The following is a 16,988-nucleotide window of genomic DNA, read 5'->3' on the forward strand; positions in this document are numbered from 1 at the left end:
TAAGATGGCAAAACGACAGATTATTCTCGATACCGAAACTACTGGCATCAACCCACTCGAAGGCCACCGCATCGTTGAAATTGGTTGTGTCGAGATGTTTAACCGCCGACTGACCGGCAATAACTTCCATGTGTATCTGAACCCAGATCGCTTTATGGATCAGGAAGTTATTAATATTCACGGTATCACCAACGAATTTGTCGCTGATAAACCGCGGTTTCGGGATATTGCCAAAGACTTCTTTGACTACATTCAGGGCGCTGAGCTGGTGATCCATAATGCCGCGTTTGACGTCGGCTTTATTAATCACGAATTTAATCTACTCAATCCACCACTGCCGAAAGTCGCGACCATTTGCGCGGTGCTGGATACGCTGGCGATGGCGCGCGATTTACATCCGGGCCAGAAAAACAACTTAGATGCGCTTTGCCGTCGTTACGATGTGATTAACAGCCACCGGACTTTCCACGGCGCTTTGTTGGATGCGGAAATTCTGGCCGATGTCTATTTGGCGATGACCGGCGGCCAGGTCAGTCTGAACCTGGCAGCGCATCAGGATAATGCAGCGCAGCAGTTGCAGCAAACCAATCAGGGGTTAATTCGCCGTGGCGTGCTCAATGTGATCAACGCCAGCAGTGACGAATTAGCGGCGCATGAAAAACGTCTCGACTTAGTGCAGAAAAAAGGAGGCAGCTGCCTGTGGCGAAGTTAATTACGGCATTATTGTTGTGTTGTGTTGCAGCCGTATCGGCTCAGACGACCAATCCGCAAGAGTCGGCCACCACAACAGTTGCAAACCCAACCACAACGGCCGCCGATCACAATGCTCCTACCACAGGATCCAGTCAGGGGCTTACCGAACTACCTGATTTATCAGCATCGAATCAAATACCGCTACTGGATAACCGCTTTCGGATTGATTATGAAGTTGACGAAATTACCTTGGTGTTTTTCCGAAAAAAGGGCACGCCTTCGGTGGTGCTGGTCAAACCTGATGGCAGTAAAGTGTATTCACGCACCGCCACTGAGCACCAGATGGAGTGGCACGACGATAAAACCTACGACTTAATCAGAATTAAACAACCGACACCGGGTCCCTGGCAGGCCATTGGTACTATTTTGCCGGAAAGCCGGATTATGGTGTTGACCGATATTGATTTAAAGGTCGATCCATTACCCACCGATATGATGGTCGGTGAGACGCTGAAAGTGACAGCCCGGTTGACCAACGGTGGCAAGCCGATCAATGCCAAAGATTTTCGGGATGTACTCAAACTCGAAGTGTTGTTGATCAGTACCCAAAAAGCCGAATACGACAATAACAGTCAGACCGTGCTGGAATTCACCTCGTTTCAGGATGATGGCAAAAACTTTGATGAAAGACCGCGCGATGCCATTTTTACCGGTGAGTTTAAACTGGATTTTCCCGCGGGTGAGTGGATCCCGAAGTACATCGTAAAAACACCACTTTATACCCGTGAACTGATGCAGGCGCCGATCCTGGTACAGCGGACGCCTCTTGCGTACAAGGTGGCTGAGGCGGCGGATGATGCAGGTCGTCATCAGTTAACTTACACCATCAAGGATGGTCCGGCCGATGGCAATACTGTGGCTTTTCAAGGCCGGATCCATTTTCCAAACAGTGAAGTCCAGAGTTTCACTGTGGGTGAAATGCCTGGCAATAGCCGGACATTGGCAATTGCGAACACAGGTGCTGGTACTTACCGCGTCGACAATATGATGTTTGGCCGCACCAAAGGTGGCCGTGAATTTGTGATGAGCTTGCCTGAATATACCTTCGAGGTGGTGGGGCCTAAGGTTGAGGTTCCAGACCCTGCTGCAACCGCAAAAGAGCCGGCCGTTGCTGCAAAAGATGTCCCTCCGGCAGCTGCCGCCACCAAAGCCCCAATATCAGAACCCGCAGTAGCGCCGGAAAAACCCTTCCCTGTTGGCTGGGTGATCGCCGCCAATGTATTAATCTTGCTGCTGGGTGGGGGCTCGGTGTTATGGATGATGAATGACAAAGCACGGCAGATGATCAGCATGTTACTGGCAAAATTAAATCCGGCGGCGCTAATCAAACGTAAGAAATCCGGGGGCGCTGCTGATGCAACTGTGGGGGCCGTGTCGTCGTCACAGGCTGCGGCTACCGAGACTCCGGCTAAAAAAGCTCAAAAAAACAACGGCGGTGATGATATTTTAGATCTTTCATTACCGGATGATTAAGGATTAGCCAAATGCGCCAAAAAAGAGGTTGACGGCCTATCGGCGAATCCGTATTATTCCCGCCGCAACGCAGCATACCCAATTGAAAATGCTGCTGTGCTTGGCGCGGAGCGGTAGTTCAGTCGGTTAGAATACCGGCCTGTCACGCCGGGGGTCGCGGGTTCGAGTCCCGTCCGCTCCGCCACTTCAGAAAGTTTCCTGTTAAGTTTACTTTTCAGGGTTTAAGCCAAAGAGCGCAAGCTCACTCCAGCGCGGAGCGGTAGTTCAGTCGGTTAGAATACCGGCCTGTCACGCCGGGGGTCGCGGGTTCGAGTCCCGTCCGCTCCGCCACTTTTACTGGAATAAGTAAAAAATTTCAGTAAAACATCAACCAGCCTTGTGCTGGTTTTTTTGTTTTTACACCCATACAGAAATTCCTGCGGGTACACATCGATTTCAGTTGCCGGAGTTTGCCGGAGCAAGTTTTAATGTCATACCGATGATCGCAAACAGTTTATTGACCGAGCGCATAGTAAGGTCTGCGCGGTCATTTTCAATATCGCTGATGGTTTGTCGGCTCAGTTTTACAAATGCACTGAATTCTTGCTGGCTCATTCCCAAAAGCTCAATTCTGATCTGTTTGGCACCTTTACCCATGGATAGCCGATTTTCCGATAGTGCCTGACAAAGTGCTGCTTTGCGCTGCTCTAATTCACTTGGGCTGAATTCCGCAAGCACCGATCGTCTGACACGTTGCGGTGGCTGAATGGTGTTTTTTGGGTCTGTCATCGTTTCCACCACGTTAAGTTGGTCATGGCAACAGTTGCCAACGTTTCAGGTTTTGGTCGAGTGATTTGAAGCCCATAGCCGGCATATCCAGAATCAAAGCTGAAATACCGCGTGCAGCCAAGCGCTCACGCAGACCAACCAGCTTTTTAGCCAAGGCGATGAGCGCTTCAAAGATAGCTTCGCTTTCGGCTTGATCCTGGAATGACTCACACAGTTTGGGCCAGTTGACAGTGCTGGCTAATTGATAATCTTTGCTCCAGTTGGTCGCCCGGACTATGCCTTCAGGATCAGCTTTCATCGGCGCAAAATCAAACACCGGCGCCAGGCTAATATTATGTGGTGTTTTGATGATTGCAGTATTTCTGCCATGGTTGTCGCTGTTACCAAAACATAGATTCAATAGGTCTCGCTGCAGGTAGTCGGCGATGAAAGCGGTCTGATCAACAGGCTGGCCGCTTTGCTTTATTACGCGCAGTAAAGTTTGCAACACTTGGTGATGATCCAGATAGCTGCCGGTGTTTTATTGTGCAAGGAATAAACCGACTCCATTGCCAGTCGTTGCTGCATGGTACCGCAAGGTGTTGCTGTATCCATTGTCTGTGCACTGTGAGGCGATTCAAAACGTGGCCGGTCAAAACGTGGCAACCACAACGAAGGTGTATGAGTGCCTTCTTCGAGTTTCATCTGCTGTACATCGATAGTATGAATGCCTAGGGCATGCAGTTCCTGATAGTAATGATATTCTGCACGAAGGATTTCTTTATCAATCTCAGTTCGCTGCCCCCGAGCGTATTTCACTAAAAAGTGCTGATCGGGATTTTGTTGATTATGCTGTAAAGGATCTAACCAAACCTCACCAGAGAGATTTTGGCGGATCAGCAATTTCGGGGCTTCACCGCCCGCGCCGGTTGCTCCACCAGAGATTGCCCCCATTTGGCGGGCATAATGCAAAAAATCAGCGTCTCGTTCGATAATATGTTGTGCAGAAAATCTGAGTTGCTGCAAAGACGTATTCAGTTGTTGCTCTGCAAACTGCACCGATTCTTTGATCCGCAAATGACCTATCGGGGCTATTGTGCCGTGACGCAGCAGCTGAAAATCTTGTTCAGGTCCGGATAAATGTTCGAGCGCCAACTCTTTTACCCACAAACGACGGCCAGCACCTGCCGGCATAATATCATCTAAAAATGCCGGCCATTGCGGATGCCGATATACTGCGAGTAATTCTATCGGCCACTCACAACACACCTGGTGAGCTGCAGTTTGTTGGAAATAGCGTGCGGTGAAAGCGCGGTTGTATGCAGCTTTGACTGGGCCAAACCGGCCTGCATCAGGTTTAGCAAACTCAAGCTGCATAGCATCCTGCCAGACACCGTCCAGATAAATCTGTAGACAAAGTTGCTGCATCGTCATCTCTAATGTATGTTTTTATATGCATTATTATGGAATAGTGCTTTTTAATGTCAAATTATTTAGGCAATACTCTATTTTTTTTCGAGTTTACGCCTATAAAAATTGGCGTTAGACAAACCAGGTATGAGACAGATGCAGCTGATTGTTCTGTCCAATCACTCAGATGCCCGCCAGTTTCTCCAGCAATAACGAAAACGGTACCCGTTCTTGTTCAAGGCGAAGCGCCTGCGCCCAATAGTCGGTTTGTAGTTGGCCGAACAGTTGTTGTTCGGCAACAGTTAAACAGGGCAGTTCTTTGGCTTTATGCCGGCCGGAAGCAGGTTCTGTGCCCCATAATAATCGGCATTCCAGCAATGTTGTTTCGTCCATCAGTAGCGATTGGGTCTTTGGAAAATAACTTCGCAGTTGTGACAGCATGGCAAAACCATGACTGTCGATATCCCCCCAATACCAGATCTGACAGGTAGCGAGCCAGGCAACTTGTTTCAGACTTTGAATGCCATAACCGAGGCCAAAAATGACCATGGCGTTATTTTGCGCCGGAAATGCCAGGCCATTGATTTTGTTTTCGGTAATAAACACCCTGTCGAGCAGCAAATCTAGCTTGCTAAAGTCGCTCAGCGGCAGAGCCAAATCAGTCAAACCGGCCAGGTCGTGGCTGAGCATCGGATCCAGCAGCCGAAAACGGATCATCGGCTCTGGATATCGTAAGCCAAAACGGCGTTCAAAGCCTCGTTCATCCCGAAGAGCAACGGTATCATCTATCGCATCATGTGGCAGGCAAACGTCCAGCAGGCAGGCAATAAGCGATTGATGCTGTTCAATAAATTTGGTGTCGACCGCCGGAATATCCAGTTGACGCAGATATAAATCCGGCCTTGGCCGCGCCAGAAAATAGCGGCATACGGCTAACAACTGCGGCCACTTGCCCGGATAACGTAGCACTGCGGCAACATTTGGTGATTGTTCAAGCCAGGGCTGTAGTTGTGGCAGTTCGTGATGAATAAGCTGACAATCCTGCATAAACTGCCGCCAGGGACGAAGTTCAGCCACAAAGCGGGCAATGCTGTCATAGCTTGCAAACACCAGCGCCACCGGTAACCGTTGGCTGCCCATTTTGGCAAACTGAAAGTCCTGCTCTTCAAGCTGCACGTCATTCATCGCACTGATAGCCGCGCGCAATTGACGCAACTCGTCCTGTAACATTGCAAAATCATGCAGCAATTGCTTATCGCTTAGGCGGCCAAAGGGCAGCCGAAACGGCAGTGCCGCAGGTTGAACTGGGTTTGGATCGGCCAGTAGCTGCAATAGCCAGGCTTGATGAAACCAGCCACTTTGCCATTTTTTCTGCACTTTTTGTTGCAGTGCTTTTAGCGAAAACATCCTCGTTCCTTGCTGCTGATCATGACCGCGCGCATATTAAAGACGCCTTTCACTGTAACGATGCTGCTCACTTGAACGGTATCGTTCACTGCATTGGCTCGGCGACAGGTTTTAACATCGCGGCGTAGCTTTGCCGTTGCTGCTGCGCGGCTAACTGACTGCGGTATTCATCGATAGTCATATTCAGCACCATCGACCGGTTATTTTTCTGATCGACAAAATGCACGTGCTGCACATAATGTTCAATCACATCGAGCTTTTGCAGCGGTGTCACCAATAACAATTGCAGACCGAGTTTTTTAAACAGCTCCAGGCCAAAGCGGGTACTGTCTTTTGAGCCGCGGGCAAAGGCTTCGTCAATCACCACCAGATTAAACCGGCGTTGTTGCGGATGTTGGCCACCGTCATCACCCACCAGCCGGTATTGCAGTAAAATTGCTGCCGCCAGGATCGAATAGGCCAGTTTTTCCTTTTGCCCGCCAGATTTGCCACCGGAATCGGAATAACATTCTTTGACGCTGCCATCTTCGCGATACCGCTCGTTGACGTTAAACAAATGCCAAAAGCGCACATCCATCACTTTTTGCGTCCATTTCGGCTCCTGCCGCATTTGTTCAATCAACGATTTTACCTGCTCAAACTTTTGTTCGGAGTACAGGCTGTCGTCGGTGCTGTTTTCAACACATTGTTTTAACCGCAGTTTAAACTCGCGAATTTCGACATCGGTTGACGGCACGTTATCGACTTCGATAAAAGTGCCGGGCTGATAATCGAGGCCATGAAGCGACTGATTAATCAGCCGGATCCGCGCGTTGATTTCTTCTTCAGCGGTATCCAGTTTACTGCGAAACAGCGCCATCGCCTGGATGGTGTCACGATTCAGCATTTCTTTAAAACGCGCTTCGTGCCGCGGTAAATCTTCTTGTCTGAGGCTATGCAGCATCGCCTGGTATTCAGGTAAAGCTTGAATGGACTGATCCAGTTCAGTGACGTCATTTGGGAACTGGTGGCCAAATTCAGCCATAGCTCTGATCATTTGTTGTTGTTTTTTATTGCGCTTTTCTTCCAAATGCTGAATTTTCTCATTCAGCTTGGTGCGAAGTAGTGACAACTGATTGGCCAACATAGTGATCTGTAGTTTATCGGCGGCACCATACTGCTGAAACATCTCTGCTAAGGTCGGGAAGTACAGCTGTGGTGCTGCTGCGCTGATGTCGCCCAGCAACTGTTGCTGAGCGACCAGTAAACTTTGCACTGTGCTGATTTCTTCCTGCAGCTTGCCTGTGGCGAGCATTGTATCGTCACGCTGCACCCGGGTGTCGCGCTGCTGCGCTGCAAGTTCAGTGATCGCACTTTGCAGCAATGTTAACTGGGTCGAACTTTCGGCAAATTGTTGTTTTTCCTGTTGTAGTTCAGCAATGCGCTGAATTTGTGCCGGATAGTTGATTTGCTCAAAGCTCAGTTCAAAATTGGACAACGTCAGCGCCTGATAGCGCAGTTGTTCCTGCTGCTGTTTTTTGGCTGTTAACTTATCCAGCGCCTGTTGCCAGCGGCTAGCTTGCTGCTGGTTATGGCTGTACTGACTGGCCAGCAGTTGAATTTTTTCTTTATTGCTCCAGCCGAGTACATAACGGCTTTTATCCTGTAGCTGATGGCGGTCGTCTTTTTCATGCCGCTCCGGGCCAGATTTCAGTTGGCCGGCCAGCGTGATGGCTTTATCCGCTCGGCGAAAACTGGCTAAATCATCACAACACTGATACAAAAAACGCTGAGTTAATTCCTGACTCAACCAAGGGTAAAAATGGCTGTCGGCTTTGATTTCCAGTTTCGCCGGCAACAAGCCCGCGGCCGCCTGGGCCGGTAACGCCAATTTTTGCGGGCGGATCCGGTAATAGACCAAGCGGGCGCCTAAGTGGGTTTGCTCAATAAATTCAGATACTTTGCTGTAAAGCTCATCCGGCACCAACAAACTCAGCGCAAAATTATGCAGCACCCGCTCGACTGCACCTTGCCAGCGAACTTCGTTCGGTTTGACCTGCAGCAATTCGCCAACAAATGGCAAGGTACTTTCGGCAATATCCAGCGCCTGACACAGTTGTTCGCGAATTTGCAGTTGTCTGGACGGAATGTTGGATTGACGTTTGTTTAACGCGCTAAGCTCCGTTGCCAGCTGTTGCTGCTCGAGTTGCTGCGTTCGCAACTGCTGCTTCAGCTCGTCAGTTTGCGTTTCCAAAGCGGTGAGACCGGCGCTGAAGTTATCAACCTGCAGCTTGGCGGCGGCTATATTCTGGGAAAAGATGGTGGCCGACAAGGTATCGGCAAGACCCAGCGCCTGCGCCAACTGCTGATACCGCTGATACTGGGTTTGTTTTAAATCCCGCTCTTTACCGGCGCGGTCAATGTCCTGTTGCAGTTGTTGTAAACGGCCGCCGCCTTGTTGCTGCAATGCTTGTTGTAACTCGCCGGCTTTGCTGTCTTGTTGTTGTTGCAGACTGCTAAGTTTTTCCAGTTCTTGTGCCAGTTTTACAGCATCCTGCTGTCGTTGTGCCAAACGAGTCTGATACAACGGCACGGCTAAACTGGCGATATAAGGCTCGGCCAGTTCGCGGCAGTCATTAAAATGTTGTTTCTCGCGGGCGGCTTGTAAGGCTTCTTCACCAAATTTATCTATGGGTGTCAGTAAATCTACCTTTTTTCGGGCATCGACCACTGCATCATGCAGGCGTTTTAAATCGTCGTAATTGCGTTCCAGTTCGACAATATGGCTCTCCAAATCAGGCGTTTCCAGCATGTTTTGCCGCACAAAATCGGTGACAGAACCGACCGATTTCATCGAAATAGTCTGGTTAAATAGCTCCAGGGCACGGCCGTCACTGCCAAGACCAAGCAATTTACTAAAAGCTTGTTGGTAAGCACCAAAACCTTCAAAAGTTTCCACAGCCTTTTTCTTCAGGGATTTTCGAAGATCGGCGACTTTGCTGCCAAAACCAGAAAAATCGCCGCTAATGGTCAAAGCGCGTTCGGTGACAATAAACAACCGCCGCACTTTGCGCTCGCCGGGTTTGAGCCAAAGCACCTGCGCCAGACTGACCCATTGTTGAATGCCTTTGGCATAAAAGACCCCGAGCAACACCGAATAATGCTGATCTTTACGCAGGCCAACCGAGCGGGCGCGGCCTGAGGTTTCATCTTGTTGCGAGGTATAAAAACCGTGGAAATAAGATTCCAGCGACCGTTCTTTATCTTCAGCACCAGCTGCTTTGTTAAAGGCCAGTTTGCGGGTTGGCACCAATAAGGTGGTCAGGCCGTCAATTAACGTCGATTTGCCACTGCCAATATTGCCGGTGAGCAAGCAGTTGTCGCCGCCTGGGCTAATCTGCCAGATTTGCTGATCAAAAGTGCCCCAGTTCAGTACTTCCAGCCGCTGTAGGCGAAAACCGGCGAGCGCTGTGTGTTCAGCAGTTGGCGGAAATGTTGTGGCAATGTTGGCGGCTTGCGGGAACGGATTATTCATCCTGACTCTCCTGGTCGATAAGCTGTTGTTTTGAAGTTAACAGTTGCTGAAAAGTAATGATTTGTTCGGCGCTGATAAAGGCTTTTAAAATTCGTTGTACTTCAAATTCATCCGGGTGGTTGGGCAGGGCGGTGATAAATCCCATTTCAGCGATTTTTTTGATTAATGCATCAAAGTCACGCAGTTGTTTGACTTCGTTGCTGACTTCTTCAGCGTAACTGCTCAGCCACTGCTGCATCTCTTGACGTTGCACTATCAGTCGGGGCGCACTTTCTTCGCTGTCGTGTTCGGCCAGACGTTTACGCAGTGCCACTAACAACAGCGATTGGGAAAACGTTAGTTGCCGGCGGCTTAGTAACTTTGGTTTGTCCTGTTTGTCTTGGTCGTCCTCGTCGTTTTGTTGCTGGCGTAAAAAAGCATAACCTTCGCTGTCATCGAGCAGCAGGCTCAGGCCAATCGTTGCCAGGTAATCGCGGACTGTGTGTTGCTCCTTTTGCAAAAACTCCCAGCAAGGGCGATGACGCGACCGATACAGCGGGCCTTTTAATAACCGGATCAGCACCTCTGAGCGCAGGGCTTCGGGGCTCTGGTTCGTGATGTTTGGATTCGTGATGTTTGGGCTGGCTGCATGTTCTGCCGGGAACCGCGCAGTGGTTGTTGTTGGCTGTTGCATCAGTTGTTGCTCCGTAAAAAGGTCACTGTTGGCAGTTGCACCCGCCGCCACAATGCAGTTGTTGTTTTTATGGTTCGTGTTGGTGTTGTCTCGTCGCCCACCGCACCTATTTCATCTCCAGACTCGCTTGCTGCCAGCCAGGCAATCGTTTGCAATTGTTGCTCGTTAATATCGGCATGGACGTCACCCTCACAAGCAATTTTCAGGTAGGTAACCAACTCCTCCAACCCATATTGCAGTGGATACTGCCCGACGATTTCGGCCAAGGTGACTTGTCCGCAGCTCTGTTGCAGGCAGGTCAAGATGTTGCGTTCCAGCTGCCGCTCGTCAATATGACTTAACGCAAACAGCGCGGTTAAATCCACATCTGCCGCTCCATTCGGGTTCACATCGGTCTGACTAAAACTTTCGCTTTGATTAGGTTGATACAGTTGCCTGCTGAACACCGGTTCGATGTCGGCATGCCAACCAGCAATACTGCAAAAAGGCGTCTGTGCTGTTTTGATGTTGCTCTGGTGTACCCGCGCTTGATAAGCGTGCGCCTTGGCTTCGAACTCACGAATCAGCTCCAGAATACGCCGGTTGTCCTGTGATTGTTCCTGAATGTACCGGCGCAGTTGATCCGTAATTTGCTGGCGGGTTTGATTCACTTTGTTGCCAGCCTCGAGTAAATATTTATACAGATGGCTGAGCAAGCTATCGCGCTGTAACAACTCTTTGGCCTGATCTTGCGTCAGCAACGCCTGCAGGTTTTTACGCATACCATCCCGTAGTTGTGGTGTCATCAGCAGTTCAAAAAAGCTGCTGAATGATTGGCCTTCATCTGAAGCTTCAATCACATCCTGGTGGCTGAACACCTGGTCAAGCACTTCTCCTTTGTGGCCGCCATTTAAGCTGATGGTTTTACGGGTTTGTTTGTCCAGACTACGAAAGTTTGCTTCCACCTGCCGGAAATCGCCCAATAACTGCCGTGATACATCGGCCAGTAAAAACAGCCGTTCGCGGATTTGCGTGTTACTAAAACCGGCATCTTGCCCCAGTTCGACCGCAATAATTTGCTGCTCCAGTTCTGTTTTGCGTTGCTGTAATGCCAGTAATCGACTGCTTTGATCGGTACTGCTGCCTTCCACCAGGCTGTTGATCATCTCAAGCAGCAGTTTTAACCGTGATTCAGTGCCGACAAACTGGCGGCCTTGCATCTCTTCCAGATAGCGCAGGGCTTTTTCGACGTCCGGCAATAAATCGCATTCAGGTTCATCATTGTGTTGTGGCAGATATTTGCGTAAATAGCCGCCACGGCTGTTGACCCAGTCATCCAGATAAGCTTTGGCACTTTTGGGGTAGCGCTCGTCGCCATGCAGTTCGGCGATTTCAAACAGGTGCTGATCAAGTAAAGCGACGAGCTGCTGGTAGGGCACACTGCGCTGATTGGACTGAATAAAAGCCCGGTGGAAAAAACTGGCCAGCAACGAAAAATGCGGCGAGCGTAGCAGCTTGAGCGCCAGACTTTGCTCTTTAAACTGGTCGAAATAGTCGTAATTGAGCGCGGTCATCGCAAGTTTGCTCCCGGAAACAAAGTCAAATCAGCTACTTGTGTAAGTATCTGGTGATCTGCCAACGCCAGTGGATATTGTCGGCAATCAAGACTGGCGTCCGGCGAACAATCGACCTGCCATTGTTGCAGCAGATAACCTAGCACTGCGGCGCGCACTTCGAGCACCAAGCGGCCTTGCTGCATGTTGTAATCCAAGGCAATCGCTTGCGGGTATTGGTGGCCTGGGTGGGGTTGCAGTGTGATCTGACAAATTTGTTGCCAGACGGCATCGGCGCCGCGTTGTTGTTGCGGCAGAATTTCACTTTCGATGCGACGCACTTGCAGCAGCCGGTTCAGCACAAAATCGCGAAATTCGCCATGTTTGCGGTCAAAAGCCCGCAAGTGCCAGCGATGACCGTTATTCACCAGCGTATGCGGCACCAGTTCGCGCTCCTGCTCACCCGAGCTTAAAGAAACATACCGGCAATGCACGGCTTGTTGCAGATAAATAGCTTGCAGCACCACCGGCACTAATCCACAGCGTGGCCGTAGCAGCCGGATCGCGTCCAGACTGTAGCTGTGGTGTTGTAAACGTGCGGGCAGGCAGTCGCTGGCGCTGTCGCTCAGGCGACTCAGCAGCACTGCATCATTGTGGCTGAATAAGGGGCTAAATGCTGCCGTGCGGTAGTACAGCTTGGTGTGGTGTTTGAGTTCGAGGTTAGCGGGGGCCAGTTCTTTGTAAAGTGCAAGATCTCTGGTGCAGGAAGCCAGGCCAGTCTGAAACTGGGCAATTAAATCGGCGCGGGCAATTTCGCCAAAATAATTCAGACAAAAATCAATAAAAAGTAGCCTTTGCTGTTGAGCTTGTGTGAGCTGTGCTTGTGTTAGCAGTTCCAGAGTTGTCGTTGCGCTTTGCATTATCGAGGAGCCTTACCCATGAGAAGACGAAAATCAGCATAACATGAAATCATAATGATGCAATCAATTTGATTGCATATCAGCTCACTTTTACTGTTGTGCTGTTTCTACGGCTGTTGGCGGCTTTTTCGGCTGCGAATGACCTGCAAGGTTGATAAACTCAGCTGTAGTTTTGCAATCCTCTTTTTGACAATCATCGGACCACCATGAATATCAATGACATCCTGCAACAATTCGCTGATACCGCCGAACAATCTTTTTTTCCAGAAGCTGCGATACAAGAAGCGAAAGCGCAATGGCCGCAATTCTGGCCCGCTATTGACGCGCTGATGGACCAATTTATAGCAGGGAACGGGCTGCGTGAGGCCCAGTCCCAACAGCTGTTTTTTGGGCTGATGCTGATGGCTGATCTGCCTTTTTATCCGGCCGCCGATAAGTTTTTTCAGCTATGTGATGTGGATGATGACGACGATTCAGACTTGGATTTATTACTGGGCGATGCGCTTACTGAATATTTACCGACATTTTTTTATGTCATGGCCAAAGGTGCGTCGCAACCGCTGATCCAGTTGCTGCACAGCGATAAAGCGGGCTTGTATGTCAAAACTGGAGCAATGCAGGCATTGTTTGCGCAACTTGGAATGTTGCAATCAACGGCAGATGCAGAAACGGCTCAACCATTACAAGCCATCATTGCTGACGCCATTCCGTTGATGATCCAGCAGATGGAAAAGCAGAAACAATATTTTGCTTTGGGTCGGTTGGCATATTTTTGCATTGCCTTTGGCTTGGATCAGTTCAAAACTCAATTTCAGCAGTTACTGATGCAGAATAAACTGGACTTATTTGGCTCGACCAGTCGTGAAGTGAGTCGGTGGGAATTGAGCACGATCAGGAAACCGCTGGCATCAGAACAAGTAACAACATCCTTTGATCTGATGGTGTTAAAAAAATGGGCTGGGTTTCAAACTCCGGAGGAGCTGGAACAAAGGAGGTTACGCTTACGGGAGGCTACTGCTGCTATGTTCCCACCAGCAAAACTTGTCACGAAGGCGCTGGTCGGTCGCAATGATCCCTGCCCATGTGGTAGTGGCAAAAAATACAAAAAATGTTGTTTGCAGTGATATTGTTTACTGTGATGTAGCGGCCGCGAGCTGCCAGTGTGTTGTCGCTCGCTTCAACACCATCCACTGCGAATATCGGTCGGCGACAAAAATTACGGGTAAAATCTGAAATGAACGAACTACAACCAAAAGACCAGCAGGCATTAACAACTTTATTGACCCAGCTTGATAAGTCAGCCAAGGCGAATAAGGCGGATAAGTTTAGCCCAACGGGGCATGAGTCGTTCTTGGAACAGCCCGCTGTGGCGTTGCATTTGATTGCAGTGTTGCTCACCAGCAGTGGTCTGTTGAATGAGCAGCAACAGGAACATCGCGGCATGTTGTTGCAGTACAGTTTAAAGATGTGCCTGACGAATGATGAACTTAGTGCGGCAGCTATTGCTGAATTTCAGCAGATGATTGAGCAGCAGCTTCGTCAGTACCTTCACACGCAGCTAAAACCAGACTTTCCGGTACTGCGGGCGCTGATAAACATTCTGTTCCGGGCAGAAATTTTGATCAGTGACGCGCTGCTGGCGCAGATTAATCAGGCGGAATACCCACAACCTGGTGATTCGGCCGAGTTTAGCGAAGAGGTGCTACACCACCTTTTGGCCGATATTGCCGCTGAATGCCAGGATGCCAGTCTGTATGAGCTGACAGATTTTTTATTTGAACAATTCAGTCAGTTACCACCCGAAGTGGCACCGATGATTGCGATGATGATGTTGCAAGCCACCGATGAAAAACTGCGTAGCAGCGCCACCTTATTTTTACTCCACCCCCATCCGTTGTTCCGAAAAGCGATGTTGGATGCATTACCGTCATTGGCGCAAAAAAAATTACTGCGCTCGACAGATTTACAGCGGCTGGTTTGGTTACGAAACTGGCTGCAACAAGATGCCCATCCAACACTCGACCGTTGTATCAAGTTGTTGCAGCGCCAACAGTTGCCCGCGGCGCCAGTTGCCGAAAAAGTGACAATTACTGCAGTTACAGCGACGCCAATGGATAACAGCGGTGCCATGATGCTGATTGTCGAGTTGAAGCAAGACCGTCATTTTTTGCTGTTTTCATTTATGCTTAAACAAGGTGATGGCATCAAAGATGCGTTTATTACACCACCTTTAACCCGCAAAAACCTGAATGAGATGAAGTCGAATATCCAAGGTGAAATGCCGGTGGTGGCCATTGATCACGAGGTGATGGTGGCGTTGCTTGAGCATTTCCTGCTGACCAGTCGCGAACAACATCGGTTGCCGCTGGCGCTGTTTTTATTCAGAGAATTAACCGCAGACGTCTGGGGTGTTCCACATGCCATCACTGAAGCACAAGTCAGAAGTGCCTTGATCGGCCAGAAAAACCGCAAAAACAAATTGGCGCTGATCGAGTTTCTGGCTGGCTGGGCAAAACCATCAAACCAGTCCAAACAGGACCTTGCCACCTTTATCAATACCCAGATGGAGCCGATGCGGGAAGTCTGGCGTGAACGTTTTTTAGTGACTGCGTTAGTGTTTGCAAAAACAGCCAATGATATGCAGCAACTGTTTCAGGCCGCGATGGATATCGCCGTTGGACTGCCATTGATTGGCATCGACGCCATCAAAGAGATTGCCATCCATAGCCTTGGTCAGTTACATCAAGCCGATGACCTGTTGCAACAATTGTTGGCTATAAACGGCTTGGATATTGACGATTTGAAGCAGGATATGGCTGCCGAATTGGACGACCTTTCAGATATTTTTGACCTGGGTTTACCGGAGCTTGATCCGACCAAGCGGATAAAACGCGCGGTATATCAGCTGAAAATTCAGCTCAAAGGCAGTAAACCGGTGATCAGCCGAACTTTGCAGGTGATGAATACGGTGAGTCTGGAATCTTTGCACGAAATTCTGCAAATTGCGCTGGGCTGGGAGATGGAGCACAGTTATGAATTCAAAAATGCCGAGCTCAGTTTTGTGCCGCCCTGGTTCGAATTCGCCGATGGGTCTTTTTACAGTAGCTATGGTCAACTACGCGATTTGCTGAAAAATCAGGGCGATAAGATGACTTATGTCTATGATTTTGGCGATTGGTGGGAACATCAGATCACTTTGGAAAAAGTACTGCCGGCCGGGCGTAGCAATACGCCGACACAGCTATTAAAAGCCAAAGGTGAATGTCCGCCGGAAGATATTGGTGGCATCGCTTTTTACAATCATATTCGGGCTGTGTTAACCGATCCAACCCATCAGGACCATAAAAAATTCTGCCGCAAATATAAGATTAAATCCGGCACCTGGGATGCCGATTTTGTTGATATCGAAGAAATTAATCAGTGGTTGCAGTCGGAATAAATTTGGCGCAAGGCGGCACTTGCTGAATTCTCAACAATACTGTTGCTGTCGTGGTCGCAAAACAATGGAATTTTGGAGGAATGATGATTAAAGCTTATGCCGCATTGGCGCCGGCAGCGGACTTGACGCTGATAGAGTACGATCCTGGTCCGCTGGGTCGGCAAGATGTTGAAATTGATGTCGATTATTGCGGTATTTGTCATTCAGACTTGTCGATGATCGATAACGAATGGGGCATGTCGAGTTATCCTTTGGTTGCCGGGCATGAAGTGGTTGGGCGTATTGCTGCCGTGGGGGCGGATGTCAGCCATCTGACACTTGGGCAAGTGGTTGGGCTTGGCTGGCATAGTGGTTATTGTCAGGTCTGTGCCAGTTGCGGCAGTGGTGATCAGAATTTATGCGCCGGGGCACAAGGCACTATTGTCGGGCGCCATGGTGGTTTTGCTGACAAAGTCCGCGCTCACGCATCAAGTGTGGTGCCGTTACCGGCCGGGATGGATGCTAAAACCGCCGGGCCATTATTTTGTGGTGGCATCACGGTGTTTAATCCAATGGTGCAGTTTGAGGTGAAAGCGACCGACAAAGTCGCAGTGATTGGCATCGGTGGGTTGGGTCATCTTGCTTTGCAATTTTTACGAGCCTGGGGCTGTGAAGTGACAGCCTTTAGCTCCAGCGATAGCAAAACTTTGGAGGCAAAAGAGTTGGGTGCGCATCACTGCATCAATTCCAGAAATGCCGAAGAAATTGCCGCCGCCGCCGGACGTTTTGATTTTATCCTGACCACGGTCAACGTGAAGCTTGATTGGAACCTGTATCTTTCGACGTTAAAACCCAAAGGCCGTTTGCATTTTGTCGGGGCAACGCTGGAGCCTTTGGATCTCAACGTGTTCAGCCTGATTATGGCGCAGCGATCGGTATCGGGATCGCCGGTTGGTAGCCCGGCAACCATCAAGAAAATGCTGGATTTTGCGCTGCAACACGAGATTAAACCGGTGGTTGAGACTTTTAAATTTGCGCAAATTAACGAAGCAATGGCGCATTTAAAAAGTGGTAAGGCAAGATATCGGATAGTCTTAGAAAGGTAACATTTACGGCTGACAACGCTTTGGAATTTGCGTTG

14 protein-coding genes and 2 tRNA genes are annotated in these 16,988 nt (G+C 49.5%); 7 read left to right on the top strand and 9 right to left on the bottom strand.

Annotated features, from left to right (window positions below; genetic code table 11):
* Window positions 1-4: 4 nt before the first annotated feature.
* The 4 genes from dnaQ to EOE67_RS15815 all read left to right on the top strand — a co-directional run bounded on the left by dnaQ (window position 5) and on the right by EOE67_RS15815 (window position 2,556).
* A complete protein-coding gene (dnaQ, locus tag EOE67_RS15800) occupies window positions 5-712 on the top strand; it encodes a DNA polymerase III subunit epsilon (RefSeq protein ID WP_127700303.1) in 708 nt (235 codons plus the stop codon).
* Entirely contained in the window at window positions 700-2,226 is a 1,527-nt protein-coding gene (locus EOE67_RS15805) for a TIGR03503 family protein (protein ID WP_164852383.1), read from the top strand. Before dnaQ ends, EOE67_RS15805 begins: the two co-directional genes overlap by 13 nt.
* A 107-nt stretch (window positions 2,227-2,333) precedes the next feature.
* A tRNA-Asp gene (locus tag EOE67_RS15810) sits at window positions 2,334-2,410 on the top strand.
* 69 nt (window positions 2,411-2,479) lie between these two features.
* Window positions 2,480-2,556 (top strand) — tRNA-Asp (locus EOE67_RS15815).
* A gap of 105 nt (window positions 2,557-2,661) precedes the next feature.
* Here EOE67_RS15815 and EOE67_RS15820 read toward each other — a convergent pair.
* The 9 genes from EOE67_RS15820 to EOE67_RS20545 form a co-directional block, all read right to left on the bottom strand.
* Window positions 2,662-2,994: a helix-turn-helix transcriptional regulator gene (locus tag EOE67_RS15820; RefSeq protein ID WP_127700305.1), complete on the bottom strand. Its 333-nt coding sequence runs from the start codon at window positions 2,992-2,994 to the stop codon at window positions 2,662-2,664.
* Between the two features lie 22 nt (window positions 2,995-3,016).
* The gene (locus EOE67_RS21010) at window positions 3,017-3,484 is read right to left on the bottom strand and encodes a HipA domain-containing protein (protein ID WP_164852384.1); all 468 of its coding nucleotides are present in this window, start codon (window positions 3,482-3,484) and stop codon (window positions 3,017-3,019) included.
* Complete coding sequence (locus EOE67_RS21015; RefSeq protein ID WP_164852386.1) at window positions 3,460-4,401, bottom strand: HipA domain-containing protein; 942 nt, start codon at window positions 4,399-4,401, stop codon at window positions 3,460-3,462. Before EOE67_RS21015 ends, EOE67_RS21010 begins: the two co-directional genes overlap by 25 nt.
* A gap of 165 nt (window positions 4,402-4,566) precedes the next feature.
* Entirely contained in the window at window positions 4,567-5,790 is a 1,224-nt protein-coding gene (locus EOE67_RS15835; protein WP_127700308.1) for a Wadjet anti-phage system protein JetD domain-containing protein, read from the bottom strand.
* Window positions 5,791-5,875: 85 nt separating this feature from the next.
* A complete protein-coding gene (locus EOE67_RS15840) occupies window positions 5,876-9,304 on the bottom strand; it encodes an ATP-binding protein (protein WP_127700309.1) in 3,429 nt (1,142 codons plus the stop codon).
* The gene (locus tag EOE67_RS15845) at window positions 9,297-9,977 is read right to left on the bottom strand and encodes a DUF4194 domain-containing protein (protein WP_127700310.1); all 681 of its coding nucleotides are present in this window, start codon (window positions 9,975-9,977) and stop codon (window positions 9,297-9,299) included. Before EOE67_RS15845 ends, EOE67_RS15840 begins: the two co-directional genes overlap by 8 nt.
* Window positions 9,977-11,530, bottom strand: a complete 1,554-nt coding sequence (locus EOE67_RS15850; RefSeq protein WP_127700311.1) for a DUF3375 domain-containing protein — start codon at window positions 11,528-11,530, stop codon at window positions 9,977-9,979. Before EOE67_RS15850 ends, EOE67_RS15845 begins: the two co-directional genes overlap by 1 nt.
* Window positions 11,527-12,429: a WYL domain-containing protein gene (locus EOE67_RS15855; RefSeq protein WP_127700312.1), complete on the bottom strand. Its 903-nt coding sequence runs from the start codon at window positions 12,427-12,429 to the stop codon at window positions 11,527-11,529. Before EOE67_RS15855 ends, EOE67_RS15850 begins: the two co-directional genes overlap by 4 nt.
* A gap of 107 nt (window positions 12,430-12,536) precedes the next feature.
* Complete coding sequence (locus EOE67_RS20545; protein WP_164852378.1) at window positions 12,537-12,725, bottom strand: hypothetical protein; 189 nt, start codon at window positions 12,723-12,725, stop codon at window positions 12,537-12,539.
* Between EOE67_RS20545 and EOE67_RS15860 the strand changes: the two genes are divergently transcribed.
* The 3 genes from EOE67_RS15860 to ahr all read left to right on the top strand — a co-directional run bounded on the left by EOE67_RS15860 (window position 12,636) and on the right by ahr (window position 16,953).
* Complete coding sequence (locus EOE67_RS15860; RefSeq protein ID WP_127700313.1) at window positions 12,636-13,553, top strand: DUF1186 domain-containing protein; 918 nt, start codon at window positions 12,636-12,638, stop codon at window positions 13,551-13,553. The two genes, EOE67_RS20545 and EOE67_RS15860, sit on opposite strands and share 90 nt — an antisense overlap.
* A 110-nt stretch (window positions 13,554-13,663) precedes the next feature.
* Window positions 13,664-15,868 carry a plasmid pRiA4b ORF-3 family protein gene (locus EOE67_RS15865; RefSeq protein ID WP_127700314.1) on the top strand — a complete coding sequence of 735 codons (2,205 nt, stop codon included), beginning with the start codon at window positions 13,664-13,666 and terminating at the stop codon, window positions 15,866-15,868.
* Window positions 15,869-15,951: 83 nt separating this feature from the next.
* Window positions 15,952-16,953 (top strand): NADPH-dependent aldehyde reductase Ahr, encoded by a 1,002-nt coding sequence (ahr, locus tag EOE67_RS15870; protein WP_127700315.1) that lies wholly within the window; start codon window positions 15,952-15,954, stop codon window positions 16,951-16,953.
* Window positions 16,954-16,988 lie beyond the last annotated feature (35 nt).

The sequence above is a fragment of the Rheinheimera riviphila genome (assembly GCF_004005945.1).
Classification (GTDB): domain Bacteria; phylum Pseudomonadota; class Gammaproteobacteria; order Enterobacterales; family Alteromonadaceae; genus Pararheinheimera; species Pararheinheimera riviphila.

Bases quoted from the DNA above. Each gene is read 5' to 3' on its own strand.
- dnaQ (WP_127700303.1), top strand. From the start codon at position 5: ATGGCAAAACGACAGATTATTCTCGATACCGAAACTACTGGCATCAAC.
- EOE67_RS15820 (WP_127700305.1), bottom strand. From the start codon at position 2,994: ATGACAGACCCAAAAAACACCATTCAGCCACCGCAACGTGTCAGACGA.
- EOE67_RS21015 (WP_164852386.1), bottom strand. From the start codon at position 4,401: ATGCAGCAACTTTGTCTACAGATTTATCTGGACGGTGTCTGGCAGGAT.
- EOE67_RS15835 (WP_127700308.1), bottom strand. From the start codon at position 5,790: ATGTTTTCGCTAAAAGCACTGCAACAAAAAGTGCAGAAAAAATGGCAA.
- EOE67_RS15840 (WP_127700309.1), bottom strand. From the start codon at position 9,304: ATGAATAATCCGTTCCCGCAAGCCGCCAACATTGCCACAACATTTCCG.
- EOE67_RS15845 (WP_127700310.1), bottom strand. From the start codon at position 9,977: ATGCAACAGCCAACAACAACCACTGCGCGGTTCCCGGCAGAACATGCA.
- EOE67_RS15850 (WP_127700311.1), bottom strand. From the start codon at position 11,530: ATGACCGCGCTCAATTACGACTATTTCGACCAGTTTAAAGAGCAAAGT.
- EOE67_RS15855 (WP_127700312.1), bottom strand. From the start codon at position 12,429: ATGCAAAGCGCAACGACAACTCTGGAACTGCTAACACAAGCACAGCTC.
- EOE67_RS15860 (WP_127700313.1), top strand. From the start codon at position 12,636: ATGAATATCAATGACATCCTGCAACAATTCGCTGATACCGCCGAACAA.
- EOE67_RS15865 (WP_127700314.1), top strand. From the start codon at position 13,664: ATGAACGAACTACAACCAAAAGACCAGCAGGCATTAACAACTTTATTG.
- ahr (WP_127700315.1), top strand. From the start codon at position 15,952: ATGATTAAAGCTTATGCCGCATTGGCGCCGGCAGCGGACTTGACGCTG.